This is a genomic window from Roseateles sp. GW835-FHT13E02 (genome assembly GCF_058794035.1).
In genome coordinates, this window is sequence record NZ_JBXAGJ010000005.1 from 115,362 (window position 1) to 142,133 (window position 26,772).

Genomic DNA, 26,772 nt, shown 5'->3' on the forward strand with positions numbered 1-26,772 from the left:
CGCTGCACTCAAGCTGACCCGGCTCTGGCCGATACTGAAGACATGAAGTCGCACCCGACCGCGCCTCGTCGCGCCCTCCTGACCCTGTCTTTGCTGGCCAGCCTGCTGGCCCTGACCGGCTGTGAGCAGCTGGGCATCGAGGACCCGGCCAAGGTCATGGCCGCCAAGGAAGCCGAGGGCAAGGCCATCGGCAGCGCCTGCCGTCACGCCATGCGCGCCATCGAAGACTGCTACACCTTGAACCCCAAGGCCCACAAAGCCTCGGTGTTCAATGGCTGGAAGGAGATGGACGAGTACATGCGCGAGAACAAGCTCGAAGGTGTGGCCCCGGTCGTACCGAGGCCGCCCAAGCCGGGCAGCCCTGAGGCCCTGGCGCTGGAAGAAAAGGCTGCTGCGGCGGCCGAAGCCAAGGACAACGCCGAGAAAGAAGCTGGCAAAGAGGGCGGGAAAGACGGCGCCAAGGCGAGCAAGGCCAAAGCTCACTGATCGCGCCCACGCCGCCCGCCCTGCGTGAGCCCCGGCCGCTGCAGCCCCGTGCTGCCGCGGCTTTTCACGCCTTGGCTTCATGTGATTCCGTGCTTTTGGCATTTGAAGCTGCCGCGCCTGCATTTGGTCGAATCGCGCTGGGCGCGGTCTGTCGGCACGCCGAAGATGCCTGCACCTCATCTTCTTTCGGAGCCTGACCATCATGTTGCAACGCCGTCTGTTCTCTCTCGCTGCCGTCACCGCCCTGACCGCCCTCAGCCTGACCTCAGTCGGCAGCCAGGCCTGGAGCTGGGGCAGCTCCGAACGCATCAAGGGCACGGGCGATGTCAGCAGCGAAGTCCGCGATCTGGGCAGCTTTGAGAGCGTGAGCCTGGCCGGAGGCTTCAAACTGCTCGTGCGCCAAAGCTCGCAAGGTCGGGTCGAGGTCAAGACCGACCGCAACCTCCACAGCTATATCGAAACCCGCATCGTCGAGGGCAAGAAGGGCGGCCGCACCCTGGAAATCAGCCCCAAGCGAGGCTATGAGGTGCAGGGTTCGGTGACCCCCGAGATCGTGCTGGACATGGCCCAGCTGCGCAGCATTGCCGTGGCCGGCTCGGGTGATGTGCGGGTCGAGGCCATGAAGACCGGTGAGGTGGATGCCAGCGTGGCCGGTTCGGGCGATGTGCTGTTCGCCGACCTGAGCAGCGAGCGCCTGGGTGTCAAGGTGGCCGGCAGCGGCACGGTCACGGCCAACGGCCGCTCGGGCAGCCTGAGCCTGTCGATCGCCGGATCGGGCGATGTTCGCGCGCGCGGCCTGCTGGCCGAGGAGGTCAAGGTCTCGATCGCGGGCAGCGGCGATGCCGAAGTCAACGCCAGCAAGACGCTCAAGGTGTCGATCGCCGGTTCCGGCGATGTGGGCTATGTGGGCTCGCCCGAGCTCAGCACCTCCATGGCGGGCAGCGGCCGCGTGCGCCGCTTGAACGGCAACTGAGCGGCAACTGAGCGGCAACTGAGCGGCAACTGAGCGGCCACTGAGCTGCCCTGCTGGCAGCCGGGCGGTCGCAGGATCGCCCCGGGCGGTGCTGGCGTGATCTCCCTGCGACAGCGGCCCTGCGCTCGGGCCGCGACAATGGCGCATGCTTCAAACCTTGAGGGCGCAGTGCCGCCACCCTGAATTCCGGCGCGGCGCGCGTGAGATGGCGGGCATCACCCTGGGCATCTCGGCCTGGGGCCTGGTGACAGGTGTGGCCATGATCAAGAGCGGCCTGTCGGTCGGATTGGCGCTCTTGATGAGTCTGGTGGTGTTTGCCGGCAGCTCGCAGCTGGCGGCCTTGCCCCTGATCGCCAGTGGTGCGCCCATCTGGGTGATCTGGGCCACGGCCTTTTGCGTCAACCTGCGCTTCATCATCTTCAGCGTGCAGTGGCGCATGTACTTCGGCCACCTGCCGCTGCTTCAGCGCCTGCACATCGCCTACTTTGCGGCCGATCTCAACTACGTCGCCTTCCTCAAGCGCTTTCCCGAGGCCAAGCCGCACCCCGATCAAGCGCCCTACTTCTGGGGCGGGGTGTGTTTGAACTGGGCGGCCTGGCAGATCCCGTCCATCGCCGGCATCCTGCTGGCCAACCATGTGCCCACGCAGTGGGGCCTGGGTTTCGCGGGCGTGCTGGCGCTGCTGGGCCTGTCCTACACCTTGCTCAAGGACCGCAAGACCTGGGTCTCGGCGGCCCTGGCCGGCTGCGCCGCGGTGGCGGCCTATGCCTTGCCGCTGCGCCTGAACATCATGGTGGCCATCGCCGTGGCGGTGGCCGCGGGCTTGCTGATGGAGCATTGGTCGCCCTCGTCGAGTGCGGTGGCGCGGGAGGTGCAGGAATGACGGCGGCGATGAGTGATTGGCAAACGGCCCTGGCCATCGTCGGCATGGGCTTGATCACGCTGCTGACCCGTGGCTTTTTCATGATTCCGAAGAAAGAGCTGCCCATGCCCGACTGGGCCAAGACGGGCCTGCGCTATGCCCCCATCGCCGCACTGGCCGCCGTGATCGTGCCCGAGATCGTCATGACCCAGGGCCAGCTGATCAGCACCTGGCAAGACGCCCGGCTTTACGCCACCGCAGCCGGCACCGCCTACTTCTTCTGGAAGCGCGGCATCCTCGGCACCATCGTCTGCGGCACGGCTGTGATGCTGGCCCTGCGCATCGGCCTGGGTTGGTGAAACCGCTTGGATTCGGTGTGCGGCATCGGGCTTGGTAAGCTAGCGGACCTCGCACGGCCGGGTCCTTGTTCGACCCCGCCACGCCCCGAATTCCAAACTAGCCCTGAGCTCACCCTATGAACGTGATCCGTTTTACCGACCTGATCGCCGCTGGCAAAGTTGCCGGCCAACGCGTCTTCATCCGCGCCGACCTGAATGTGCCGCAGGATGATGCCGGCCACATCACCGAAGACACCCGCATCCGCGCCTCCATCCCCTGCATCGAGCACGCCCTGAAGGCCGGCGCTGCCGTGATGGTCACGTCCCACCTGGGTCGCCCGACCGAGGGCGAGTTCAAGCCCGAAGACTCCCTGGCCCCGGTGGCCCAGCGCCTGGGTGAACTGATGGGCCGCGAGGTCAAGCTGGTGGCCAACTGGGTGGACGGCGTGGATGTGAAGCCCGGCGAGCTGGTGCTGCTGGAAAACTGCCGCGTCAACAAGGGCGAGAAGAAGAACAACGAAGAGCTGGCCAAGAAGATGGCCGCTCTGTGCGACATCTACGTCAACGACGCCTTCGGTACCGCCCACCGCGCCGAGGGCACGACCTACGGCATCGCCCAGTTCGCCAAGATTGCCTGTGCCGGCCCGCTGCTGGCTGCCGAGATCGACGCCATCAGCCAGGCGCTGAGCGCGCCGAAGCGCCCCCTGGTGGCCATCGTCGCCGGCTCCAAGGTCTCGACCAAGCTGACCATCCTCAAGGCCCTGTCCGAGAAGGTCGATGGCCTGATCGTCGGCGGCGGCATCGCCAACACCTTCATGCTGGCTGCTGGCCTGAAGATCGGCAAGTCGCTGGCCGAGCCCGATCTGGTGGCCGAAGCCCAGGCCGTGATCGATGCGATGAAGGCACGCGGCGCCGCCGTGCCGATTCCGGTGGACGTGGTGGTGGCTCAGCGCTTCGCGGCCGATGCGCCGGCGACGGTCAAGGACGCGGCCGATGTGGCTGAAGACGACCTGATCCTGGACATCGGCCCCAAGACCGCAGCCCTGCTGGCCGAGCAGCTCAAGGCCGCCGGCACCATCGTCTGGAACGGACCGGTCGGCGTGTTCGAGTTCGACGCCTTCGCCCAGGGCACCGAGACCATTGCCCGCGCCATCGCCGCCTCGCCGGCCTTCAGCATCGCCGGTGGTGGCGACACCCTGGCAGCCATTGCCAAGTACGGCATCGAAAAGGATGTGGGCTACATCTCTACCGGCGGCGGCGCTTTCCTGGAAATCCTGGAAGGCAAAACCCTGCCGGCCTTCGAGATCCTGAGTCGGCGCGCACAAGGCTGACGGCTCACCCCTCCTGATACGGGCCATTGGGCAATGCGGCCACGCACTTGCTGAGCGTGCTGATTGCAGACTGGGCCTCGCATTGCGAGGCCCTTTTTGCGAGCAGCCCCGGGGCTGTCGAGCAAATGCCTGTGGAGTTGGCGAACGCATTGACCCGGCCTCGCCGCTTGGTCTCTTGTCGCTGACGCTGGTTGCCCATGGTTTGGTGGCGTGACATTGCTCACATCTGCCGGAGCCGCTACAACTTCAGGCTGTTCAGGTCAGGCTTGCCGGCGTAGGCTCAAGCCACTGAAGCGGCGAGGCTTGCAGATGCGCTGGACTGGCGAACTTGAGATGTTTCCGTGCCGTGGGTCGCTGGCATTCACCCAGGAGGCCGGTGCGAATGAAGCCGCGGACCTGGAGCAAGTGGCAGTGCTGGCCTGGGGTTTGCGTCAGCAGGACAGTGAGCGTGCGCTGCAGTTGGCCCACGAGGTACTGGCGAAGGTGCCGTTGAGCGACCTCGCGGACAAGGTGCGCAATGGCATTCAAGCGCGCATGCGCCTGGTGCAGGCCGAGGTGGCCTTGCTGGGTATGAGGCTGGATGAGGCACAGGGGCTGCTCGATCAGGCCGAGCTCGATTTCAGCGCGCTACAGGATTTGCGCGGCTTGTGCGATTTGCATTGGTTGCGACATTACGTCGCGGCCGATCGGGGTCAGGCTGAGTGCTTGCGGCAGGGGCTGGAAACAGCCATCGAGCTGGCAGAGCGCGTGGGCGATGGCGAGAGACTCCTTCTTTTGCAACTGACCTTGGCGCGCTCAGAGCTGTTTCGCGACCAGATGGTGGCCAATCACACCTGGGATGCGCGACTGCCTCGCAGCACCGAGGGCTTGAGCCCAGCGTGTGCGGCTGCAGTGGCCGACTACCGTGGTCTGCAGTGCGGCCTGTCGTCCGAGTTTGCGCCGGCGGCGCAATGGCTGATCGAGGCCTACCGCTGGTCGGTGGCCTCGGGCCAGCTGCGGCGGGCCTTGTCGGTGGCCTCCAACCTGGGCTACACCTACACCAGCATGTCCGACTATGCGCAGGCGGTGGAGTGGCTGCAGCGCGGCCTGAGCCTGGCGCGCGAGTCCGGCTGGCCCGGCTCGCTGTCACTGGCATTGGCGCAGACCGGGGATGCAATGCGGCGCATCGGCCAGCTCAGCGCGGCGCGCGAGCTCTTGTTGGAGTGCCAGGCCTTGCTGGCGGCCCACCCTCACAACCGCAGTGCCATGCTCGCCCTCAAGTACCTCTCGGAGATCGAGCTGGATCTGCAGGAAAACGAGAGCGCGCTGCAGCATTTCCAACTGTTGGCGGAGCGGGCGCAGTCGGTCGACTCCAAGGACATGCACACCGACGCGGCCCTGGGGCAAGCGCGCGCCCTGTTGCGCCTGAGGCGCCTGGCCGAGGCCCGAGAAGCGGCCCTGCATGCTCGCGAGGTGGCGCAGCAGCAGCGTGAGCGCAGCACCCTGGTCGACATCTTGTGGACGCTGGCCGAAATCGGCCAGGCCGAGGGCCAGTCGCCCGAGGCGGTGCTGCCCTGGTTGCAACAAGCCTTGGCCCAGGCCGAGCGTTTGCCCGGGTACTGCCCGCCGCCGGCCTTGCTCGAAAGTGCTGCGGCTGCGCACGCGGCCCGGGGAGATTTCAGTGCCGCGTACCAGCTCAGCCAGCGGGCCAGCGAAGTGCGGCAGCAGGTGTTCACGGAAGAATCCGGTAAGCAGGCGGCGGTGCTGCATGTCCAGCATCAGGTGGAGCGCGCGCGCGCCGAGCAAGAGCATTTGCGGCAGTTGGCGCAGGCCGAGTCGGCGCGTTCGCAGGCTTTGCAGAGCTTGCACACGGTGTTGTTGCATCTGGGCGAGAGCGGCAAGGAGATCACCGCGCAACTCAATGTCGGCCGGGTGCTGGCTGTGTTGCAGCGTCATGTAGAGGAATTGCTGCAGAGCAGCCGGCTTTCGTTTTTTTTGCTCGACGAACGCGGCGAATGGTTGGAGTGCGCGCTCGGATGCCTGGATGCAGCCACGGCTGGTGCCCGCATCGCAGTGTCCGACGCGGAGCACGAATGCGTCCGCGCCCTGCGCAGCCGCACCGAACTGATGATCGAAGGTCAACGTATGGTTGCACCTTTGCAAGTGGCTGATCGCGTCATTGGCGTGATGCGTGTGATTGGGCTCCAGGCACAGAGCTTTGGCGAGCGCGAGCAGCTGGTCTTCAGAAACCTCTGCGCTTACGCTGCCGTGGCCATGGACAACGCCAAGGCCTACGAGAAGCTGGGCGAGTTGCAACGACAGGTGGCGGCGCAGGAAAAGATGGCCTCGATCGGGCAGTTGGCGGCCGGCGTGGCCCATGAGATCAACAATCCCATCGGTTTCGTCAATAGCAATCTGGGCACGCTGGCGCGCGATGTCGGCAGCTTGCTGGCGCTGGTGCAGGCTTACCGGGAGGCTTGCGGCGAGAGTGCCAGTGCTGAACAGCGACAGCGAGCCCATACGCTGGAGCAAGCCCTGGATCTCGCCTTTTTGGCGGAAGACCTGCCGCAGATGATCCGCGAGAGCATCGATGGCCTGCAGCGGGTCAAGCGCATCGTGCAGGACTTGCGTAGCTTCTCGCGCGTGGATGCCTCCGACTGGCTGTATGCCGACTTGAACGAGGGCATCGAGTCCACCCTGAACATGCTGATGCATGAGATTCGCTACAAGGCGCAGGTGCGAAAGGAACTGTCGCCCCTGCCGGCCGTGTACTGCCTTGCCGCGCAGATCAATCAGGTGCTGATGAATCTTCTGGTCAATGCTGGCCATGCCATCGAACGAGATGGGTTGATTCTGATCCGCTCCTGGGTGGACGGAGCCTGGGCCTGTGTCTCAGTGCGTGACAACGGCTGCGGCATGGCTGCCGAGGTGATGAAGCGCATTTTCGAGCCCTTTTTCACCACCAAGCCGGTCGGACAGGGCACCGGGCTGGGGCTGTCCCTGTCCTTCTCCATCATCCAAAAGCACAAGGGCCGGATTGATGTCGATTCCGCCCCCGGCCAGGGCACCTGCTTCACCCTGCGTCTGCCTGTTCAGGGCCCGGACTCGGTGGTGGCTTGAGACCCGCTGGGCTGGGCCGGTTCGTCGGTGCATCATGCGGCCGGTATTGCCGTCTTTGCATGAAAGTCAAAACTCTCGGCATCAGCGCGTCACATGGGTCGATGTAACCTCCCGGAACTTTGATTTTTCCCAATTTCCAGGAGAGCAGGGAATGAGCGAACAGAACAACAAGGCTTTGTCCCCGGCTGAAGCCGCGCTGCGCGATGCGGCCCGCGAGTACCACCGCAGCCCGACGCGCGGCAAGATTGCCGTCACCCCGACCAAGGCCTTGTCCAACCAGCGCGACCTGTCGCTGGCCTATTCGCCCGGTGTGGCCTATCCCTGCCTGGACATCGAGGCCGATCCGCAGAAGGCGGCTGACTACACCTCGCGCGCCAACTTAGTCGGCGTGATCACCAATGGCACGGCCGTGCTCGGCCTCGGTGACATCGGCCCGCTGGCCGCCAAGCCGGTGATGGAGGGCAAGGGCTGCCTGTTCAAGAAGTTCGCCGGCATCGATGTGTTCGACATCGAACTGGCCGAGCGCGACCCCGACAAACTGGTCGACATCATTGCCGCCATGGAGCCCACCCTGGGCGGTGTGAACCTGGAAGACATCAAGGCGCCCGAGTGCTTCTACATCGAGAAGAAGCTCAAGGAGCGCATGAACATCCCGGTCTTCCACGACGACCAGCACGGCACGGCCATCATCTCCAGCGCCGCGCTGCTGAACGGCCTGGAACTGGTGGGCAAGGACATCGGCGCCGTCAAGCTGGCTGTGTCCGGCGCCGGTGCGGCGGCGATCGCCTGCCTGGACGTGATGGTGGGCTTGGGCGTCAAGCGCGAGCACATTTTTGTCTGCGACTCCAAGGGCGTGATTCACGCCGAGCGTGAGGATGCCAAGGCCGGCAAGCTCGATGAATCCAAGCAGCGCTACTGCCAGACCACGACGGCGCGCACTTTGGCCGATGTGGTGAATGGCGCCGACGTCTTCCTGGGTTGCTCGGCCGCAGGCGTGCTCACGGCCGAGATGGTCAAGACCATGGCCGCCAGCCCCATCATCCTGGCCCTGGCCAACCCCGAGCCCGAGATCCGCCCCGAACTGGCCAAGGCCGTGCGCCCGGATTGCATCATCGCCACCGGCCGCTCCGATTACCCGAATCAGGTCAACAACGTCCTCTGCTTCCCCTACATCTTCCGCGGCGCGCTGGACTGCGGCGCCAGCAAGATCACCGAGGAGATGAAGTTGGCCTGCGTGCGCGAGATCGCCGCCCTGGCCAAGGCCGAGACCAGCGATGAAGTCGCCGCGGCCTATGCCGGTGAAGAGCTGCACTTCGGCCCCGACTACCTGATCCCCAAGCCTTTTGACGCGCGCCTGATCCTGCGCATCGCGCCGGCCGTGGCCCAGGCTGCGGCCGACTCCGGCGTGGCCGAGCGCCCGATCGCGGACATGGCGGCCTACCGCCAGTCGCTGGAGCGTTACGTCTACCAGACCGGCATGTTCATGCGCCCGGTCTTCACGGCCGCCAAGGCCAACCCGGCGCGCGTGATCTACGCGGAGGGCGAGGACGAACGCGTGCTGCGCGCGGTGCAGGTGGCGCTGGACGAAGGCATCGTCAAGCCGACCCTGATCGGCCGGCCCGAGGTCATCGCCACCCGCATCGAGCGGGCCGGCCTGCGCCTCAAGTTGGGCGAGGATGTGGCCGTCATCGACCCCAACAACGACGTACGCTTCCGCCAGTACTGGGAGGCGTACCACCAGGTCATGGGCCGCCAGGGCGTGACGCCCGAGATGGCCAAGGCCGCCGTGCGGCGCTCCGCCACGACCATCGGCGCCCTGGCCATCAAGCTCGGCGATGCCGACGCCATGATCTGCGGCATGGTCGGTCGCTTCGACAACCATCTGGAGCATGTCTCCGACCTGATCGGCCTGAAACCCGGCGCGCGCAATTTCGCCACCATGAATGCGCTGATGCTGGACGAGCACACGCTCTTCATCACCGACACCTTCGTCAACGACCAGCCCGATGCCGAGCAGCTGGCCGAGATCGCGGCCATGGCGGCCGAGGAGGTGCGTCGCTTCGGCCTGCCGCCCAAGCTGGCCTTTGTGTCGCACTCGATGTTCGGCTCCAGCAAGCGGCCCTCGGCCGTGAAAATGCGCCGCGCACGCGAGCTCTTCACCCAGCACGCGCCCGATGTCGAGTGCGATGGCGAGATGCATGGCGACGCGGCCCTGAGCGAATCGGTGCGCAACACCTTCCTGCCCGACAGCACGCTCAAGGGCGCGGCCAATCTGCTGGTGCTGCCTTCGCTGGATGCGGCCAATATCTTGTTCAATGTGCTCAAGATCACCGCCGGCCAGGGCGTGACGGTGGGCCCCATCCTCTTGGGTTCGGCCGCGCCGGTGCACATCCTGACGCCTTCGGCCACGGTGCGCCGCATCGTCAATATGACGGCGCTGGCGGTGGCCGATGTGCTGGCGGCGAAAAGTTGAAAGTGGCCGACCTGCTGTCGGCCACGGGCTAATGGCCGGACACTGGCTGTAACTCGCTGAAACCCTTGTTCGACGTTTGAGCGGCAACAAATGCGCCGCATAATCAGCCGCTTGTAACTTTATTTCAGCGAGATCTGCCATGTCCCGAGCCACCAAGATCGTTGCCACCCTGGGCCCTGCGTCCTCCTCACCGGAGGTGCTGGAGCGCATGATCCGAGCCGGCGTCGATGTGGTGCGGCTCAATTTCTCGCATGGCAAGGCGCAGGATCACATCGACCGCGCCCGCCTGGTGCGCGAGGCCGCCCGGGCCGCGGGCAAGGAAGTGGCCATCATGGCCGATATGCAGGGCCCCAAGATCCGCGTCGGCAAGTTCGAGAACGGCAAGATCGAGCTGATCAACGGCGAGCGTTTCATCCTCGACGCCGACCGCACCGAGCTCGGCAATGAGCAGGCCGTGGGGCTCGATTACAAGGAACTGCCGCGCGATGTGAAGCCCGGCGACACCTTGCTGCTGAACGACGGCCTTCTGGTGCTGACCGTGGAAGCGGTGCGCGGCGCGGCCGTGCACACCATCGTCAAGCTGGGCGGTGAGCTGTCCAACAACAAGGGCATCAACAAGCAGGGCGGCGGCCTGACCGCGCCGGCCCTGACCGCCAAGGACATGGAGGACATCAAGACCGCGATGAGCTTCCGCTGCGAGTACCTGGCGATCAGCTTCCCCAAGAACGCCACCGACATGGAAATGGCCCGCCAGCTGGCCAATATGGCCGGCGAGCCCTACGGCCACAAGCCCAGCATGATCGCCAAGATCGAGCGCTCGGAGGCGATTCCGCATCTCGAGGCCATCCTCAAGGCCAGCGACGGCATCATGGTGGCCCGCGGCGACTTGGCGGTGGAGGTGGGCAACGCCGCCGTGCCGGCCCTGCAAAAGCGCATGATCAAGATGGCGCGCGAGCTGGACAAGGTGGCCATCACCGCCACGCAGATGATGGAGTCCATGATCGTCAACCCGGTGCCCACGCGTGCCGAGGTCTCGGACGTGGCCAATGCCGTGCTGGACGGCACCGATGCCGTGATGCTGAGCGCCGAGACGGCGGCCGGCAAGTTCCCGGTCGAGACCATCGAGCAGATGGCCGCCATCGCCCTGGAGGCCGAGCGCGCCGAGTTCGTCAGCCTGGACACCGATTTCGCCGGCCGCCAGTTCGGCCGCATCGACCAGTCCATCGCCATGGGGGCGCTGTTCACCGCCCACCATCTCGGCTGCAAGGCCATCCTGGCCCTGACCGAATCGGGCTCGACCGCGCTGTGGATGAGCCGCCACCGCATCCAGGTGCCCATCTACGCCCTGACCACCCAAGAGGTCAGCCAGCGCAAGATGACGCTGTACCGCAATGTGCGCCCGCTGCTGATGCCCAAGTTCGAGGACCGTGACGCCGCGCTGAAGGCCGCCGAGCAAATCCTGGTGGAGCAGGGCGTGCTGATGCCGGGCGACACCTATGCCATCACCTGCGGTGAGCCCATGGGCTATCCCGGTGGCACCAATATGCTCAAGGTCTGCCGCGTCGGTTAAGTGTTTGAGAGTTTTTGACTGCGCGACTGTCATGCGTCGTTGGTCCGGTGTTGGCTCCGACATCACATTCGCTTCGCGAATATGAGTCTTGCCGCAACTCCGTTGTCGGAATCCTCACGTACAAGAAGTACGTTCCGGTTCCTGCGCTCCGTCCGCCTCGGCCAGAGGCCGAGTCCTTCGCTAGGCAAATCCAGTCCTCAGGACTGGATCAGTCCTTACTCAGCCTCGCCTGACAGCCGCTCGCTACAAAAACTCTCAAACACCGGTTGGTCGAAGGCGGGTAGAGCCCGGCCAACGTCGACGGGTCTCTTGGTTCTCAGGCGTTCTGCGCGCTCTTGATCAGCGCGGCGATGCGCGGCGTCATGTGCGTCGGCACCAGTTCCACCTCGGTGTGGGCGCGGGCGAAGACGCGGAACAGCTCGTCGGTGAAACCGTGGCCCACATCCTCCACCCCTTCAAAGCTGACCTCGGCCCGTTTGAACTGCGGCAGCCGGGCCGCCACGCGGCGAGCCTGGGCGCGTGAGTCCAGGGCCTGGCCGGGGCCGGCCAGCAGGCGCAGATTGATGGTGGTGCGGTCGAATTCGATGCCATCACCGGCCAGGCTCCAGGATTCCATCACCTGATCCAGGCTGCGCTTGGTGTCCAGGGCGATCGCCATGTAGATGGAGCTGCCCTGGCGCGGCAAGGGTTTGCCTTTTTGCCAGCCGGTGCTCTCCCAGGCGCGACGCTGGAAGGCGGTGCCATTGGCATGGATGTCGAAGACATCGGCCAGCTGCGAGCTGAAGAACAGGCCGCGGCCGGTGTGCATCTCGGGCTGGCTGGTCAGCCGGCCCTTGCTCAGCTCCAGCATGGCGTGTTGGGCATCGGCGATGTCGAAGGCCGAACAGATCTTGTCGAACACGCCGCAGCCATCGTCGGACACCAGCAGCTGCACATGGCTGGGCGTCTGGCGCAGCGAGACGGTGACGCTGGTGCCGCCGCTGTGGTCGATGGCGTTGTTGACCAGCTCGGTGAAGCCATGCTGGATCATGCGCGCCACATGGGGCGGCAGGTCGAAGTGGGGCGCAAAGTCGCGCTGCCAGGGCAGGTCTTCCTGCAGGCCGTGCAAGGTGTAGGAGCGCGCCACCTGGCGCAGCAGGCCAGGGCCGTAGACCGGCCGGCGGCTGCTGCCTGAGCGCACCAGCCAGTGCGCGTCGACCAGGCGGCGCAGCGCGCCCAAGGCCGAGCGGTGGCTGGCGCCGGTGCGCTCCTCGAGATGCTGGGCCAGGTCGTGCGAATGTTCGCGCGCGGCGGCGGTGATCCAGAGGGTCAGCTGGTCGAGTGCGAGTCGTGTCATGCGTGGGGCTCCATGCGTGCAGTGTGACCAGGGTTGGCCCCCGTGAAGACGTGAACAAAAGGGCACTGAGAGCCTAAATGCTTGTCAACATTGACACAAGCGAGGCTGCCCGGGCTGTGGTTTGCCACCCCGCCGCTAGAATCCGCGCCAGTTACAACGTGGTTACATAGCCCGCGCCGTCATCAATCGACGGATGATGGGCTTGTAGGCTGCGTCAATCGGATTTCAAACTCCCGGAGAACTTCCATGGCTCTCGTCTCAATGCGCCAACTGCTGGACCATGCCGCCGAACACGGCTACGGCATCCCGGCCTTCAACGTCAACAACCTCGAGCAGGTCCAGGCCGTGATGGCCGCCGCCGACGAGGTGGGTGCCCCGGTGATCCTGCAGGCCAGCGCCGGCGCCCGCAAATACGCCGGCGAGCCCTTCATCAAGCATCTGATCCAGGCCGCGGCCGAGATGTACCCGCACGTTCCCCTGGTCATGCACCAGGACCACGGCACCAGCCCCAAGATCTGCCAGGGCGCCATCGACCTGGGCTTCGGCTCGGTGATGATGGACGGCTCGCTGATGGAAGATGGCAAGACGCCCTCGTCCTTTGAGTACAACATGGACGTGACCCGCCGCGTCGTCGAGATGGCGCACAAGGTCGGCGTCACCGTCGAGGGCGAGCTGGGCTGCCTGGGCAATCTGGAAACCGGCGATGCCGGCGAGGAAGACGGCATCGGCGCCGTCGGCAAGCTGGACCACAGCCAGATGCTGACCGACCCGGAAGAAGCCGCCACCTTCGTCAAGGCCACCCAGCTGGACGCGCTGGCCATTGCCATCGGCACCAGCCACGGCGCCTACAAGTTCAGCCGCAAGCCCACCGGTGACATCCTGGCCATCAGCCGCGTCAAGGAAATCCACGCCCGCATTCCCAACACCCACCTGGTGATGCACGGCTCCTCGAGCGTGCCGCAAGAGCTGCTGGCCATCATCAACCAATACGGCGGCCAGATGAAGGAAACCTTCGGCGTGCCGATCGAGGAGATCCAGGAAGCCATCAAGCATGGCGTGCGCAAGATCAATATCGACACCGACATCCGCCTGGCCATGACCGGTGCGGTGCGCAAGTTCCTGTTTGAGAATCCCGACAAGTTCGACGCCCGCGAATGGCTCAAGCCGGCCCGCGAAGCCGCCAAGGCCGTGTGCAAGCAGCGTTATCTGGAGTTCGGTTGCGAAGGTCAGGCCGGCAAGATCCAGCCGCGCACGCTGGTCGACATCGCCGCGGCCTATGCCCGCGGTGAACTGAACCAGATCGTTCAGTAAGACCGACCGAGGACGCCCGTCCGACCCAGGCCCGCCCGGTTCGTGCCCGGCGGGCCTTTGCGTTGTTGAATGCCGCCTAAAATCCCGGCGAACTTTTCCCGGATGCCCACCATGACCGCTGCCTTGCTGAACTCGACCCTCACCTCCTTGCCCCTGATCGCGCGCGGCAAGGTGCGCGAAAACTATGCGGTCGGCGAGGACCGCATCCTGATGATCGCCAGCGACCGCATCTCGGCCTACGACGTCATCATGGGCGAGCCCATCCCGGGCAAGGGCGAGTTGCTGACCCAGATGGCCCTGTTTTGGTTCGATAAGCTCGACGGCATCGTGCCCAACCACCTGACCGGCGACGACCCGCTGTCGGTGGTGACGGCCGAGGAGCAGGCCCAGGTGCGCGGCCGCTCCATGCTGGTCAAGCGCCTCAAGCCCCTGCCGGTCGAGGCCGTGGTGCGCGGCTACCTGGCCGGCAGCGGCTGGGCCGAGTACAAGACGAACGGCCAGGTCTGCGGCGTACAACTGCCGGCCGGCCTGAAGAACGCGTCCAAGCTGCCCGAGCCCATCTTCACCCCTGCCACCAAGGCCGAGATGGGCGACCACGACGAGAACATCAGTTTCGACAAGATGGTCGACATCATCGGCCTGGATCTCGCCTCCCGCGTGCGCGACATCTCCATCCAGCTCTACCAGCGCGCCGCCGATTACGCGCTGAGCAAGGGCATCATCATTGCCGACACGAAATTCGAGTTCGGCCTCGATGCCGACGGCACCCTGACCCTGATGGACGAAGTGCTGACGCCCGACTCCTCGCGTTACTGGCCGGTGGAGAGCTATGCCGAAGGCATCAACCCGCCCAGCTACGACAAGCAGTTCCTGCGCGACTGGCTGGAGGCGGCGCAAGTCGACGGCAAGCCCTGGGGCAAGACCGCGCCGGCGCCGGCCCTGCCGGCCGAGGTGATCGAGAAGACCGCCGCCAAGTACGCCGAAGCGCTGCAGCGCCTGACCCAGTCATGAGTGGCTCCAGCCGCAGCCCCTCGGGCAAGCGAGCCGCGGGCGCCGCGCGTGCGCCGGCGGCGGGCGAGGTGATCAAGAACCGCCTGCTCACGCGGATCGAGGCCGAGATCGCCGCGGCCACCAACCAGACCCAGTCGGCTTGCGCGCGCGCCCGTCGGGCCCTGCTGCTGGCCCGCCATGGCCGCATGGAGCAGGCGCGCAGCGAGCTGACGGGCCTGCACCAGCTGGCCTTCCAGCACCCCCATCCCGAGCTCGGCGCCTGGCTGCATTTCGCCGAAGGGCTGATGAGCTACTACACCGATTTCAGCAGCTCCTCGCACGAGAAGATCGCCCGCGCCCAGCAGATCGCCCGCGCGGCCGGCCTGGCCGATCTGGAGGCGCTTTGCGCCGCTTGGCTGTCTCAGCTGGCCTATGTGCGCCATGCCGAGGACGAGATGCTCGCGCAAGCGGCGCTGTGTGACCGCCTGGCCGCGGCTGACGATCATGGCGCACGCTATCGCCTGTGCATGACCCTGGGCCTGGCTCATCAGCACGCCAATCTCAACACCGAGGCCCTGGCCTGGTACTCGCTGGCCCGTCGCCATGCACTCAGCGACGGCGACGACGCCTCGCTGTCGGCGCTCATGTACAACATGGCCGAGATGCGCACCGCGCAGGCGCGCCGCGCCAGCCTGTCAGAGGCCGTCAAGGCCGGTGAGGGCCTCTTGCTCGGTGCCGATTCGATCAAGCATTACGACGCGGCCATGGGTGGTTCGGTCATGCCCGATCTGACGCCGCTGCTGCGCGCCCAGATCCTGGTGGTGGAAGGGCAGTTCGCCCAGGCGCTGGAGCTGTACGAGGCCCATCTGCCGCAGGCCATGGCCAATGGCCTGGCGCGACTGGGCAGCAGCTTGCTGGCCGACCTGGCCTGGTGCCGGGTCAATCTGGGCCAGCCCGAGCGGGCGCTGATGCAGGCGCGCGAGTCCGAGTTCGAGCTCGATGCGCACTGCGATGTGGACGACCGTGCGGCCACGCACAGCCGCTTGTCTCAGGTGTATGCGGCCCTCGGTCAGGCCGAGGTGGCGGCCCAGCAGGCCAGCCTGGCGGCCAGCGAGTGGCGCGAATTTGCGGCCCACCAGGCACAGCTGGCGGCACGCCTCAAGGCGCTGGCCCTGCAGCCGCGCTGAGCTGCGAAAGCGGGCGCCGCTGGCTCGTGCCTGCAGCGCCCGTGGCGTTCAGAACAGCGCCATGCTGAGCTTGCGGCGGTACTGGTCGATCAGCGGGTCGCTGGGCGGCACGACGGCACGGCCGGCCAGCTCCAGGGCGCTCTTGGGCTCGTTGGCGGCCGGCTTCGGGGCCGGCTTGCTCAGCAGCTCCAGGATGGCGACATAGGTCTTGCGCGCCAGCTCGCCGTTCCAGGCCTTGTCGCGCATGATGATTTCCAGCAGCTCGTCCATGGCTTCGGTGAAGCTCTGGTTGGCCATCAGGCCCTGGGCCAGGGCGTAGCGGGCCTCGAAGTCGCGCTTGTTGGCGGCAATTGCGGCCTGCAGGGCGCCGATGTCCAGGCCGGCGGCCGTGCGCTCGCAGGCCTGCAGCCACAGGCCCAGGGCGGCGAAGCGCGGATGCGGCGTCAGCGTGTCGGCGGCCTTGGCTGCCACCGGCACGAAGGCGGCCTGGGCTTCCTTCAGCAGGTCCAGCTCCAGCAGGGCGCGGACGTAATCGAAACGGGCCTGCTCGTTGGCCGGGTCGGTTTCGACCGCGGCTTGCAGCTTGACCAAGGCCGATTCCAGATCGCCCTCGGCCATCAGGCCTTCGGCCTCGGCCACTTCTTCCTGAGCCTCCAGCATCTCGCCGCTGGGCACATGCTTGTCCAGGAACTCGCGGATCTGGGCTTCGGGAATCGCGCCGACAAAGCCGTCCACCGGCTGGCCGCCTGCAAACATCACGCAAAACGGAATGCTGCGCACGCCGAACATCTGGCTCAGCTGGCTGGCGATCTCGGGCACCTCGTCGCTGTTCAGCTTGGCCAGCTTGAAGCGGCCGGCATAGGCCACTTCGAGTTTTTCCAGCACCGGGCCCAGGCTTTTGCAGGGGCCGCACCAGGGCGCCCAGATGTCCAGCAGCACCGGCTGCTGCATCGAGCCCTGGATCAGTTCGGCTTCAAAATTCTGGAGGGTGATGTCGATCATGGTGGCGTGTCGGTCTCGATGTGGCGCGGGCCTCGGGCCTGCGGAGTCGGGGGAGGGGCGGCGCGTGCAAAGCCGGTCGCCAGCGGTCAGATGGCTGCGGCCGCCTACAATTCAAGGTTTCCCAAGCCCTGGAGCGCGTCGTGCCGGATTCTCAACATCATCAGCAACAGTCAGCGAGCACAGCCCCCCTGGTTGGCGTGGTGATGGGTTCCAGCAGCGACTGGGACACCATGAAGCACGCTGCCGACATTCTCACCGAGTTCGGCATTCCCTTCGAGGCCAAGGTCGTGTCCGCGCACCGCATGCCGGACGATATGTTCGCCTATGCCGAGAGCGCCGCCAGCCGCGGCCTGCAAGCCATCATCGCCGGTGCCGGTGGCGCCGCCCACCTCCCCGGCATGCTGGCGGCCAAGACGCCCGTGCCGGTGCTCGGCGTGCCGGTGGCCAGCCGCCATCTGCAAGGCGTCGATTCCCTGCATTCCATCGTTCAGATGCCCAAGGGCATCCCGGTCGCCACCTTCGCCATCGGCACGGCCGGCGCCGGCAATGCCGCCCTGTTCGCCGTGGCCATGCTGGCCAATCAGAACCCCGCCCTGCGCGCCCAGCTGGAGGCCTTTCGCGCCCGCCAGACCGAGGTGGCCCGGGCCATGAGCAAGGATTTGGTCTGATGCCGGCGGCCTCGCTGAAACCTTTGCTGCCCGGCGAAGCCACGCTGGGCGTGATGGGCGGCGGCCAGCTGGGCCGCATGTTTGTCCATGCCGCTCAAAGCCTCGGTTATCGAACCGTGGTGCTGGACCCTGACGCCGACAGCCCGGCTGGACTGGTGGCCCACGAGCACATCCACGCCGGCTATCTCGACGAGGCGGGGCTGGCGCGTCTGGCCGAAGTGGCCGACGCCATCACCACCGAGTTCGAGAACGTGCCGGCGCAGGCGCTGGCACGTCTGGCCGAGCGCCGCTTTGTGGCGCCAGCCGGTGCCGCCGTGGCCTACTGCCAGGACCGTGCCGCCGAGAAGGCGCATTTCGGCGCCAGCGGTGTCGCCTGCGCGCCTTACGCTGTGATCGAGAGCGCGGCCGATCTGGCTGCGGTGGCCGACAGCCTGCTGCCCGGCATCCTCAAGACCAGCCGCATGGGTTACGACGGCAAGGGCCAGATCCGCGTGCGCAACCGCGTCGAGCTGCAAGCCGGCTGGGACGAGCTCAAGCAAGTGCCCTGCGTGTTGGAGCAGATGCTGCCGCTGGCGCTGGAGCTCTCGGTGCTGAGCGCCCGTGGGGCCGATGGCACGGTGGTGCAGTTCCCGGTGCAGCAGAACCTGCACCGCGACGGCATCCTGGCCGTTACCCAGGTGCCGGCGCCCGCGGTCAGCGAGGCCTTGCAGCAGCAAGCTTTGGCCTCGGCCGCCCGCATCGCCACGGAGATGGCCTATGTCGGCGTGCTCTGCGTCGAGTTCTTCGTGTTGCAGGACGGCTCCCTGGTCGTCAACGAGATGGCGCCGCGCCCGCACAACTCGGGTCACTACACGATGAATGCCTGCGATGTCTCGCAATTCGACCTGCAGGTGCGTGCCATGGCCCGCCTGCCGCTGCGCACGCCGCGCGTGCATTCGCCGACGGTGATGCTCAATCTGCTCGGAGATTTGTGGTTTGACGCGGCCGGCGCCGAACGCACACCGCCCTGGGACGCAGTTCTTGCCTTGCCCGGCACCCATCTGCATCTTTACGGCAAGACCAGCGCGCGCCCCGGCCGCAAGATGGGCCACCTCAACATCACGGCCGCCACCGCGGCCGAGGCCGAGCGTCTGGCGCGCGAAGCCGCGGGCCTGCTGGGCCTGCCTCAGGACTGGTGAGCGAGGCCGCCATGCTGCTCGACGCCCGCCAGCCCGATGCCATCGCTGCAGCGGCCGCCCGCCTGGCGGCCGGCGAGTTGCTGGCGCTGCCGACCGAGACGGTCTACGGCCTCGGCGCGCGTGCCGACGACGATGCAGCCGTGGCCAAGATCTTTGCGGCCAAGGGCCGGCCGGCAGACCATCCGCTGATCGTCCATGTCGCCGATGCGGCCGATGCTGAGTTGTTTGCAGCCGAGCTGCCGCCGGTGGCGCGGCGCTTGATGGCGACCTTCTGGCCTGGTCCCTTGACCGTGATCGTGCCGCGCAAGCCCGGTGTCGGCGCTGCGGCGGCCGGCGGGCAGGACACGATTGGCCTGCGCTGCCCGGCCCACCCGGTCGCGCGCGACTTGTTGATCGCTGCGCGCGCTTTGGGCGTGGCCGGTGTCGCGGCGCCCAGCGCCAACCGTTTTGGCCGGGTCAGCCCGACCCAGGCCCGCCATGTGGTCGATGAATTCGAGCCGGGTCTGTGGGTGCTGGACGGTGGCGATTGCGAGGTCGGCATCGAATCCAGCATCGTCGATTGCAGCCGCGCCCATCCCGTGCTGCTGCGCCCCGGCGTGTTGACGCCGGAGGAAATTGAGGCCGCTGCCGGTGAGCCCCTGCGTGCGCCGGACGCTCAGGCGCCGCGCGCCTCGGGCACCTTGGTTGCGCATTACGCACCCCGTGCGGTCGTGCGCCTGTACGACACCGAAGCCTTGCGTCAGGCCCTGGCCGAAAGCGGCTCGGGCGGCCGACTGGCCGGGGGGCTGGCGGTATATTCGCGATCGGTCGAGCCGCCGCAGGGCGTGCTGAGCCGGCGCATGCCGACCGAGGCACGCGCCGCGGCGCATGAGTTGTTCGCCGTTCTGCGCGAGCTGGACGGTGCGGGCGCGGCCGAGATCTGGATCGAACTGCCGCCGCTGGGTGCGGCCTGGGACGGAGTCAGGGATCGCCTGAGCCGTGCTGCCGCGGCCTTTGTAGGCCTGTAGGTCCCGCGGGATTGATGGAAGATGGAGCGCGGAGCCAGGTGCCATGGGGTGCCGACCCGCTGAGCTTTTAATGGTTGGAGTGTTCATGAAGAGTTGCAAACCGGGCGCAGGTCAAGAGATTCGCCAAACTCGTACCTGGGTGGCGATGCTGGCTTTGGCCGCTGCCGGTGTTCTGTCGGCTTGTGGTGGCGGCACCCAGCAGATCGACCCTTTCGTTCCGACCCGCATCATTGCCTTGGGCGATGAGGCCAGCGCCATCACGGCGGCTGGCAAGAAATACACCATCAATGGCCTGGATGCGACCACCGGCTTGCTGGCTTGCGCCGCCAATCCGAACTGGGTGCAGATCGTGGCGGGCAACTTCGGCCTGGTGTTCAAGGAGTGCAACCCCACCAATATCGCCACGCCGACCGGCATCATGTACGCCGCCGCGGGCGTCAAGGTGGCCGATGTGCGGGCCCGCCTCGACGCGCATTTCGCCAATGGATCTTTCGGCCCCAAGGATCTGGTGACGGTGATGGCCGGCACCAACGACATCCTGGAGCTTTATGCCCAGTACCCGGCGCAGAGCAGCGATTCCTTGTTGGCCGAAGCCCGCGCCCGCGGCAAGCTGCTGGCCCAACAGGTCAACCGCATCGCCGATGCCAATGGCCGCGTGGTGGTGGCCGTGGTGCCCGATGTGGGCCTGACGCCTTTCGCCGTCAAGGAAGCTGCGGCCAAGCCGGGCAGCCTGGACCGCGCCAAGTTCCTGTCCAGCCTGACCGAAGAGCTGAATCTGGAAATGACCATCAACCTCAAGAACGATGGCCGCCTGATCGGCCTGGTGAAGACCAATGACGACGGCAGCGGTGGCATCCAGACCATGGTCAAGTTTGCTTCGGGCTTTGGCTTTGCCAACGTCACGTCTGCGGCCTGCCTGGACACCGTGGCGCTGACCGACTGCACCACCAAGACCCTGGTGACCGGCGCCGCCGTGGACACCTGGCTTTGGGCCAGCGATGTGCAGCTGAGCCCGGCTGGCCATCAGCGCCTGGGCTCGCTGGCCCTGGTGCGGGCGCGCAACAACCCCTTCTGAAGCCCCGGCGCGTTCGGCGCCGCCTTCCGCCATCGCCGGGTCGCGCAAGCGCCCCGGCGTTTGCTTTTTTGAGTCCTCTGCAAGCCCGGGGCCGCCAAGGCCCGCGGCTACACTTCCGCCATGACCGTGTTGTTGGCCCTCGACAGTTCCACCGAAACCATGGCCCTGGCCCTCAGCAGCCCGGCGGGACGCTGGCTGTTTGAGGCCGAGGGTGGCCCGCAGGCCTCGGCTCGGCTGGTGCCGGAGGCCCAGGCTTTGCTGGCCCAGGCGGGCCTGGCCATGGCCGAGCTGGATGCCATCGCCTTCGGCCGCGGCCCCGGTGCTTTTACCGGCTTGCGCGCAGCCTGCGCGGTGGTGCAGGGCCTGGCTTTTGCGCTGAACAAGCCGGTGCTGTCGCTGTGCAGCCTGCAGCTGGTGGCCGAGGACGCGCGTCATCAAGCCGAGGCCGAGGGTCGGGCGTTGGACGGCACGATCTGGGTGGCCATGGACGCGCGCATGAACGAGATTTACGCCGCGGCCTTCCGCTGGGATGGCGTGCGTTGGCATCAGGAGGCCGCGCCGGCTCTGTACTCGCCCGCCGCCTTGCTGCAGTGCTGGGAGACCCCGCCGGCGGCCTTGGCAGGCTCGGCGCTTGCGGTGTTCCCTGAGCTGCAAGGCCAGGCCTTGGCGGGCGTGCGCCAGTGGCCGCGCTGCCAGTCACGCGCCGCGGCCTTGGCGGAGTTGGCGCGCCAGGCCCATGCGCGGGGCGAAGGGCTCGATGCCGCCGAGGCCATGCCGCTCTATGTGCGCGATAAGGTGGCGCAGACGACCGAGGAGCGCTTGGCGATTCGCCTGGCGGCCGAGAAGCAGGCCGAACGACAGAGCGAACTTCAGGCCGGGAGTGCCGCATGAGCGCCTGCCCGCGCGAAGACGATGTGTTGGCCGTCGAGCCGCGCTTGCGTGCCATGCGCGGCAGCGATGTGCCGGCCGTGCTGGAGATCGAGCGCGCCGCCTACCCCCTGCCCTGGACCGAGGGCAATTTCATCGACTCTTTGGCGGCCGGCTACAGCGCCTATGTGCTGCAGGCCGAGGACGGCCGACTGCTTGGCTACTGCCTGGCCATGCAGGGCTTTGGCGAGGTCCACCTGCTCAATATCGCGGTGGACCCGGCCTGCCAGGGCCGCGGCCTGGCGCGGCGCATGCTGGCGACCCTGGCCCAGCTCTGCCGTGATCGCAAATGCCCGCAGCTCTGGCTGGAGGTGCGGGTGAGCAACCAGCGCGCCCGCGAGGTCTATCTGCGCTATGGCTTTCGCGAAGTGGGCTTGCGCCCGGCCTACTACCCGGTGCTGCAAGGTCCGCGCGAAGACGCGGTGCTGATGAGCCTGGACGTCATGGAAGACGGCGAGGCACGGCCATGAGCTGGGACGCCCGCCAAACCGCCATGCTGGCGGCCATGGGCCTGCGGGTCTGGCCGCGCCCCGATACGGCTGAAGCCTCGACCGACCCGACGGACAGCGCGGTGGCCGTGGCGGAGCGCGAGGCGCCGGCCGTTGCCGCGCCTGCGGCCGTTCGCCCGCCCGCCGCTGCGCCGGCGCCTCGCCCACCCGCACCCGCACCCGCACCGGCCCCGGTCGCCGCGCTTGCCGCCGTGGCCCAGCTGCTGCCACGCGCTCCGCAGGCGGCACCCGCGCCCAGTCGCCCCGCCTTGCCTGCCGGTCAGCGCGAGCAGCTGGTGGCCGGCCTGGGCTGGCCCGAGTTGCGCTATGAGGCGGCCGAATGCCAGGCCTGCCGGCTCTGCCAGGGCCGCCGCGCCCATGTCTTCGGTGCCGGGCCTGAGGCGGCCGATTGGCTGATCGTGGCCGACCCGTCCGGCGAGGCCGAAGATCCAGCCCAGCCCTTTGGCGGCGAGGCCGGCGCCTTGCTGGCCAATATGCTGCGCGCGCTCAAGCTGGACCCGGCGCCCGCCTTGGGCCGGCCAGCAGCCGAGCCGGCCGCACGCGAGCGCCAGGCCTACATCAGCCTGCCCCTCAAATGCCGACCCGGCCCGGGCGTGCCGAGCGGCCCGGCCGAAATCCAGCAGTGCCGGCCTTTGCTGGCGCGCCAGGTGGCCCTGCTGCAGCCGCGCGTCATCGTCGCCCTGGGCCGGGCATCGGCCCAGGCTTTGCTGGGCAGCGATGAGCCGCTGGGCCGCTTGCGCGGCCGGGTCCACCACTTTGAAGGCATCCCGGTGCTGGTCAGCTATGGCCTGGACTACCTCCTGCGCAGCCCGGCCGACAAGGCCGGTGCCTGGGCCGATCTGTGCCTGGCGCTGGAGTCTGCCAAGGGCCAGGCATGACGCTGACGAGCTTGCCGCCCTCTCAGCCCGAGCCGCTGGGCTGGGATGAGTTGCCCTGCGCCGCTTGTCTCTTGAGCCCCGAGGCCATGCTGCTGCAGGCCAACAGCGCCTGGCGCGAGCTGCACCCGGCGTGGGCGCGCCGTGAGCCCGGGCTCTGGCTGGAGGCGGTGTCGGCCGCCGATCAGGCCCGCTTGCGCGCGTTGCTGGCGGCCCGAGCTGACTTCGAGTTTCAGCTGAGCAGCGCCGATGCCGGCCCGGACCTGGCCTGCCGTGCACGTTGGTTGCCCGCGCGCGAGGCCTTTGCCTGCTGGTGGAGTGATGTCACGGCCCAGCGCCGCCAGGCCCAGCTGGCGCGGGAGCAGAGCGAGGCCTTGGCCTTGCAAGCCAGCCAGATGCGCTTGCTGGCCGATCATGTGCCGGCGCTGCTGGCCTTTTACGACGCGCAGACCTATCGCTGCCATTTCGCCAACCGCCAGTACGCCCAGGCCTTCGGGCTGGACGAGCAGAGCATCCTGGGCCGCAGCTTCACCGAGGTCATCGGGCACGATGCCCAGCTGCTGGTTCAACCCCAGGTGGACCGCCTGCTGCGCGAGCGGGTGACCGTCAGCTATGAGCGTTATCTGCCCGGCCCTGACCCGGCACGCAGCGAGGATGGGCGCTGGGTCGAGGTCAGCCTGATCCCGCATCTGGTGGGCGCCGGCGAGCCGCAGGCCTGCTTTGTGATGATCAACGACATCACCCGCCACCGCTTCGCCGAGATTGCCGCGCGTGAATCCGAGGCGCGGCTGCAAAAGTTCATGCAGGCCTCGGTCGAGGGCATTCTGTTTCACCGCCAGGGCCGGATCAGCGACGCCAACCCGCCGCTCTGCCGCCTGCTGGGCTACAGCCTCGACGAAATGGTGGGCCGTGCGGCCCTGGATTTCGTCGCCGATGATTTGCGCGAGCAGGCGGCCCGCGTGATGGCCGATCGGCGCGAGCTCAGCTACGAATCGGCCCTGCTGCACCGCGACGGCTCGCGCATCCCGGTCGAGCTGATCGTGCGCACGCTGGAGGCGCAGGGCGAGCATCTGCGCATGACCATCGTGCGCGACATCCGCGACCGCCTGGCCGCCCAGGCCCGCATCCAGCACCTGGCCCACCACGATGCCCTGACCGGCCTGCTCAACCGCGCGGCCTTCATGGAGCAGCTGGGCCCGGCCCTGCAGCTGGCCGAGAGCCGCGATCGCCGCCTGGCCCTGCTCTTCATCGACCTGGACAACTTCAAGCGCGTCAACGATTCGCTCGGTCATCTGGAAGGCGACAAGGTGCTGACCACGGTGTCCGAGCGCATCACCGATTGCCTGCGCTCCACCGATTTGGTGGCGCGCTTCGGTGGCGATGAGTTCGTCATCCTGCTGCGCGACATCACCAGCCGCGAGGATGTGATGGTGGTGCTGATGGCGCTGCTGGCCGTGGTCGAGGTGCCGGTGCTGGCCGATGGCTGCCGCTTGTGCGTCACGCCCTCGATCGGCGTGGCCATGTTCCCCGAGCATGGTGGCCGGCCCGAGGAGCTGATCCAGCATGCCGACATGGCCATGTACCAGGCCAAGGCCGGCGGCCGCGCCAACTACCAGTTCTTTGATGCGGAACTGGCCCGCCATGCCTACTCCGACCTGGTGCTGGAGAGCGAGCTGGCCCAGGCCCTGGAGCGCGGTGAGTTCGAGCTGTTCTTCCAGCCCCAGGTGGCGGCGCTGGGCGGCGAGCAGGGTGGGGCACTGATCGGCGCCGAAGCCTTGCTGCGCTGGCGCCACCCCACGCGCGGCCTGCTCGGGCCCGATGCCTTCATCGATGTGGCCGAGCGCCATCGCCTGATGCTCAAGCTCGGCGAATGGGTGCTGCGCGCGGCGGCCCTGCAGGCACGCGACTGGCGCGAGCGCGGCGTGGCGGCGGTGCCGATTGCCGTCAACCTCTCGCGCATGCAGTTCCGCCTGGAGGGGTTTGGTGCTGCCGTGGCCCGCGTGCTGGACGAGGTCGGCATTGCCGGCGAGTGCCTGGAGCTGGAGCTGACCGAGCGCATGCTGATGGACGAGATCGCCAGCGCGCCGGCCACCCTGACGGCCCTGCGGGCACTGGGTCTGGGCGTGTCGGTCGATGACTTCGGCACCGGCTACACCTCGCTGGCCCACCTGACCCAGCTGCCCCTGGACAAGCTCAAGATCGACCAGAGCTTTGTCGCCAAGCTGCCCGAGGACGGCGGTGCCGCGGCCATCACCCGCGCCATCATCCAGATGGCACGCGGCCTGGGTCTGCATGTCAGCGCCGAGGGCGTGCGCAACAGCGCTCAGCGCCGCCTGCTGGCCGATTGGGGCTGTGATGAGCTGCAGGGCGAGCTGATCGGCCCGCCCATGGCCGCCCCCGATTTTGAGCAATGGCTGCAGCAGCGCCGCAGCGCTTTCCATGACTGACGATTCTTCCCAAGCAAGCCCGCTGAGCGAGCGCGTTGCCGCCGAGATCCGCGCCGCTGGCGGCTGGCTGCCCTTCGACCGTTTCATGGCCCTGGCCCTGTATGCCCCGGGCCTGGGCTACTACAGCGGCCCCAGCCAGAAGTTCGGCCTGATGCCGCAAAGCGGCTCGGACTTTGTCACCGCGCCCGAGCTGAGCCCGCTGTTCGGCCGCTCGCTGGCGGCCCAGGTCGGACAGGCCCTGCAGGCCTGCGGCTGCGACGAGGTCTGGGAGTTCGGTGCCGGCACCGGCGCCCTGGCCGAGCAGTTGCTGGGTGCTCTGGGTACGCAGATTCGCCGTTATCGCATCGTCGATCTCTCCGGCACCCTGCGCGCCCGCCAGGCTCAGCGCCTGGCCGCCTGGGGCGACAAGGTCGAGTGGCTGGACCAGCTGCCCGAACAGTTCGACGGCATCGTCGTCGGCAACGAGGTGCTGGACGCCATGCCGGTGCAGCTCCTGGCCTTCGACGGTCAGGCCTGGGCCGAACGTGGCGTGGTCTGCACGCCCGAGGGGGGCTTTGCTTACGCCGACCGTGTTCAGCCGGGCCTGCAACTGCCGCTGAGTGAGCCGCCCGTCGGCGCCTTCCCGCCCGGCATGGTCACCGAGACCCATGCCCAGGCCGAGGCTTTTGTCCGCACCCTGGCCCAGCGCCTGCGGCGTGGCGCGGCGTTTTTGATTGACTACGGTTTCCCCGAGCGCGAGTACTACCACCCGCAGCGGCACGGCGGCACCCTGATGTGCCACCACCTGCACCGCAGCGACCCCGATCCTCTGGTCCTGGTGGGTGAGAAAGACATCACCGCCCACATCAATTTCACCGGCATCGCCCTGGCCGGCCAGGACGCCGGGCTTGAAGTGCTGGGCTACACCAGCCAGGCTCATTTCCTCTGGAACTGCGGCCTGGCCGCCCTGCTGGAAGGCGCCAGCGTCGCAGAGCGCAGCATGGCCCACAAGCTAGTGGCCGAGCACGAGATGGGCGAGCTCTTCAAGGTGATCGGCTTTGCAGCCGCGGGCTCGGGCTTCGAAGCGCTGGGGTTTGCAAGAGGGGATCGCTCGCACATGTTGTGAGGTAATTTGCTGACCTTGCGGCG

The 26,772-nt window shown here is 67.3% G+C and carries 22 protein-coding genes; 20 read left to right on the forward strand and 2 right to left on the reverse strand.

The window, feature by feature from the left end; all coding sequences use genetic code 11:
- Positions 1 to 42: 42 nt before the first annotated feature.
- The 8 genes from AC1Q6P_RS06655 (at position 43) to pyk (ending at position 11,132) form a co-directional block, all read left to right on the forward strand.
- A complete protein-coding gene (locus AC1Q6P_RS06655) occupies positions 43 to 486 on the forward strand; it encodes a hypothetical protein (RefSeq protein WP_492664899.1) in 444 nt (147 codons plus the stop codon).
- A gap of 202 nt (positions 487 to 688) precedes the next feature.
- Positions 689 to 1,459 (forward strand): head GIN domain-containing protein, encoded by a 771-nt coding sequence (locus AC1Q6P_RS06660; RefSeq protein WP_171828192.1) that lies wholly within the window; start codon positions 689 to 691, stop codon positions 1,457 to 1,459.
- Between the two features lie 205 nt (positions 1,460 to 1,664).
- Positions 1,665 to 2,342: an AzlC family ABC transporter permease gene (locus AC1Q6P_RS06665; protein ID WP_492664898.1), complete on the forward strand. Its 678-nt coding sequence runs from the start codon at positions 1,665 to 1,667 to the stop codon at positions 2,340 to 2,342.
- An 8-nt stretch (positions 2,343 to 2,350) separates the two neighbouring features.
- On the forward strand, positions 2,351 to 2,680 hold the full coding sequence (locus AC1Q6P_RS06670; protein WP_492664897.1) for an AzlD domain-containing protein: 330 nt from the start codon (positions 2,351 to 2,353) through the stop codon (positions 2,678 to 2,680).
- A 116-nt stretch (positions 2,681 to 2,796) separates the two neighbouring features.
- Positions 2,797 to 3,990 carry a phosphoglycerate kinase gene (locus AC1Q6P_RS06675; RefSeq protein ID WP_492664896.1) on the forward strand — a complete coding sequence of 398 codons (1,194 nt, stop codon included), beginning with the start codon at positions 2,797 to 2,799 and terminating at the stop codon, positions 3,988 to 3,990.
- A gap of 333 nt (positions 3,991 to 4,323) precedes the next feature.
- A complete protein-coding gene (locus AC1Q6P_RS06680; RefSeq protein WP_492664895.1) occupies positions 4,324 to 7,089 on the forward strand; it encodes an ATP-binding protein in 2,766 nt (921 codons plus the stop codon).
- A gap of 151 nt (positions 7,090 to 7,240) precedes the next feature.
- Positions 7,241 to 9,562, forward strand: a complete 2,322-nt coding sequence (locus tag AC1Q6P_RS06685; protein ID WP_492664894.1) for an NADP-dependent malic enzyme — start codon at positions 7,241 to 7,243, stop codon at positions 9,560 to 9,562.
- A 139-nt stretch (positions 9,563 to 9,701) separates the two neighbouring features.
- Positions 9,702 to 11,132, forward strand: coding sequence for a pyruvate kinase (gene pyk, locus AC1Q6P_RS06690; protein ID WP_102768284.1), 1,431 nt, complete (start codon positions 9,702 to 9,704; stop codon positions 11,130 to 11,132).
- A gap of 316 nt (positions 11,133 to 11,448) precedes the next feature.
- Here pyk and AC1Q6P_RS06695 read toward each other — a convergent pair whose 3' ends face one another.
- Positions 11,449 to 12,468, reverse strand: coding sequence for an ATP-binding protein (locus tag AC1Q6P_RS06695; RefSeq protein ID WP_102768283.1), 1,020 nt, complete (start codon positions 12,466 to 12,468; stop codon positions 11,449 to 11,451).
- A 246-nt stretch (positions 12,469 to 12,714) separates the two neighbouring features.
- Between AC1Q6P_RS06695 and fba the strand changes: the two genes are divergently transcribed.
- From fba to AC1Q6P_RS06710, 3 genes are all read left to right on the forward strand, one after another.
- Complete coding sequence (gene fba / locus AC1Q6P_RS06700; RefSeq protein ID WP_102768282.1) at positions 12,715 to 13,779, forward strand: class II fructose-bisphosphate aldolase; 1,065 nt, start codon at positions 12,715 to 12,717, stop codon at positions 13,777 to 13,779.
- Between the two features lie 111 nt (positions 13,780 to 13,890).
- Entirely contained in the window at positions 13,891 to 14,790 is a 900-nt protein-coding gene (locus AC1Q6P_RS06705; RefSeq protein WP_492664893.1) for a phosphoribosylaminoimidazolesuccinocarboxamide synthase, read from the forward strand.
- Positions 14,787 to 15,956, forward strand: coding sequence for a hypothetical protein (locus AC1Q6P_RS06710; RefSeq protein ID WP_492664892.1), 1,170 nt, complete (start codon positions 14,787 to 14,789; stop codon positions 15,954 to 15,956). Before AC1Q6P_RS06705 ends, AC1Q6P_RS06710 begins: the two co-directional genes overlap by 4 nt.
- A 48-nt stretch (positions 15,957 to 16,004) precedes the next feature.
- Here the strand turns inward: AC1Q6P_RS06710 and AC1Q6P_RS06715 are convergent, their stop codons facing one another.
- The gene (locus AC1Q6P_RS06715; RefSeq protein ID WP_492664891.1) at positions 16,005 to 16,958 is read right to left on the reverse strand and encodes a tetratricopeptide repeat protein; all 954 of its coding nucleotides are present in this window, start codon (positions 16,956 to 16,958) and stop codon (positions 16,005 to 16,007) included.
- Between the two features lie 203 nt (positions 16,959 to 17,161).
- Here AC1Q6P_RS06715 and purE point away from each other — a divergent pair, with 203 nt between their 5' ends.
- The 9 genes from purE to AC1Q6P_RS06760 all read left to right on the forward strand — a co-directional run bounded on the left by purE (position 17,162) and on the right by AC1Q6P_RS06760 (position 26,749).
- Positions 17,162 to 17,626 (forward strand): 5-(carboxyamino)imidazole ribonucleotide mutase, encoded by a 465-nt coding sequence (gene purE, locus AC1Q6P_RS06720; RefSeq protein ID WP_102769633.1) that lies wholly within the window; start codon positions 17,162 to 17,164, stop codon positions 17,624 to 17,626.
- The gene (locus AC1Q6P_RS06725) at positions 17,626 to 18,804 is read left to right on the forward strand and encodes a 5-(carboxyamino)imidazole ribonucleotide synthase (RefSeq protein ID WP_492664890.1); all 1,179 of its coding nucleotides are present in this window, start codon (positions 17,626 to 17,628) and stop codon (positions 18,802 to 18,804) included. The genes purE and AC1Q6P_RS06725 overlap by 1 nt, the downstream gene beginning before the upstream one ends.
- 11 nt (positions 18,805 to 18,815) lie before the next feature.
- Positions 18,816 to 19,811, forward strand: a complete 996-nt coding sequence (locus AC1Q6P_RS06730; protein ID WP_492664889.1) for an L-threonylcarbamoyladenylate synthase — start codon at positions 18,816 to 18,818, stop codon at positions 19,809 to 19,811.
- An 85-nt stretch (positions 19,812 to 19,896) separates the two neighbouring features.
- A complete protein-coding gene (locus AC1Q6P_RS06735) occupies positions 19,897 to 20,886 on the forward strand; it encodes an SGNH/GDSL hydrolase family protein (protein WP_171828205.1) in 990 nt (329 codons plus the stop codon).
- A gap of 120 nt (positions 20,887 to 21,006) precedes the next feature.
- On the forward strand, positions 21,007 to 21,777 hold the full coding sequence (tsaB, locus tag AC1Q6P_RS06740) for a tRNA (adenosine(37)-N6)-threonylcarbamoyltransferase complex dimerization subunit type 1 TsaB (RefSeq protein WP_171828206.1): 771 nt from the start codon (positions 21,007 to 21,009) through the stop codon (positions 21,775 to 21,777).
- Positions 21,774 to 22,283, forward strand: coding sequence for a ribosomal protein S18-alanine N-acetyltransferase (gene rimI, locus AC1Q6P_RS06745; RefSeq protein ID WP_492664888.1), 510 nt, complete (start codon positions 21,774 to 21,776; stop codon positions 22,281 to 22,283). Before tsaB ends, rimI begins: the two co-directional genes overlap by 4 nt.
- A complete protein-coding gene (locus AC1Q6P_RS06750; RefSeq protein WP_492664887.1) occupies positions 22,280 to 23,200 on the forward strand; it encodes a uracil-DNA glycosylase in 921 nt (306 codons plus the stop codon). Before rimI ends, AC1Q6P_RS06750 begins: the two co-directional genes overlap by 4 nt.
- On the forward strand, positions 23,197 to 25,644 hold the full coding sequence (locus AC1Q6P_RS06755) for a putative bifunctional diguanylate cyclase/phosphodiesterase (protein ID WP_492664886.1): 2,448 nt from the start codon (positions 23,197 to 23,199) through the stop codon (positions 25,642 to 25,644). The genes AC1Q6P_RS06750 and AC1Q6P_RS06755 overlap by 4 nt, the downstream gene beginning before the upstream one ends.
- Positions 25,637 to 26,749: a class I SAM-dependent methyltransferase gene (locus AC1Q6P_RS06760; protein WP_492664885.1), complete on the forward strand. Its 1,113-nt coding sequence runs from the start codon at positions 25,637 to 25,639 to the stop codon at positions 26,747 to 26,749. Before AC1Q6P_RS06755 ends, AC1Q6P_RS06760 begins: the two co-directional genes overlap by 8 nt.
- Positions 26,750 to 26,772: the final 23 nt, after the last annotated feature.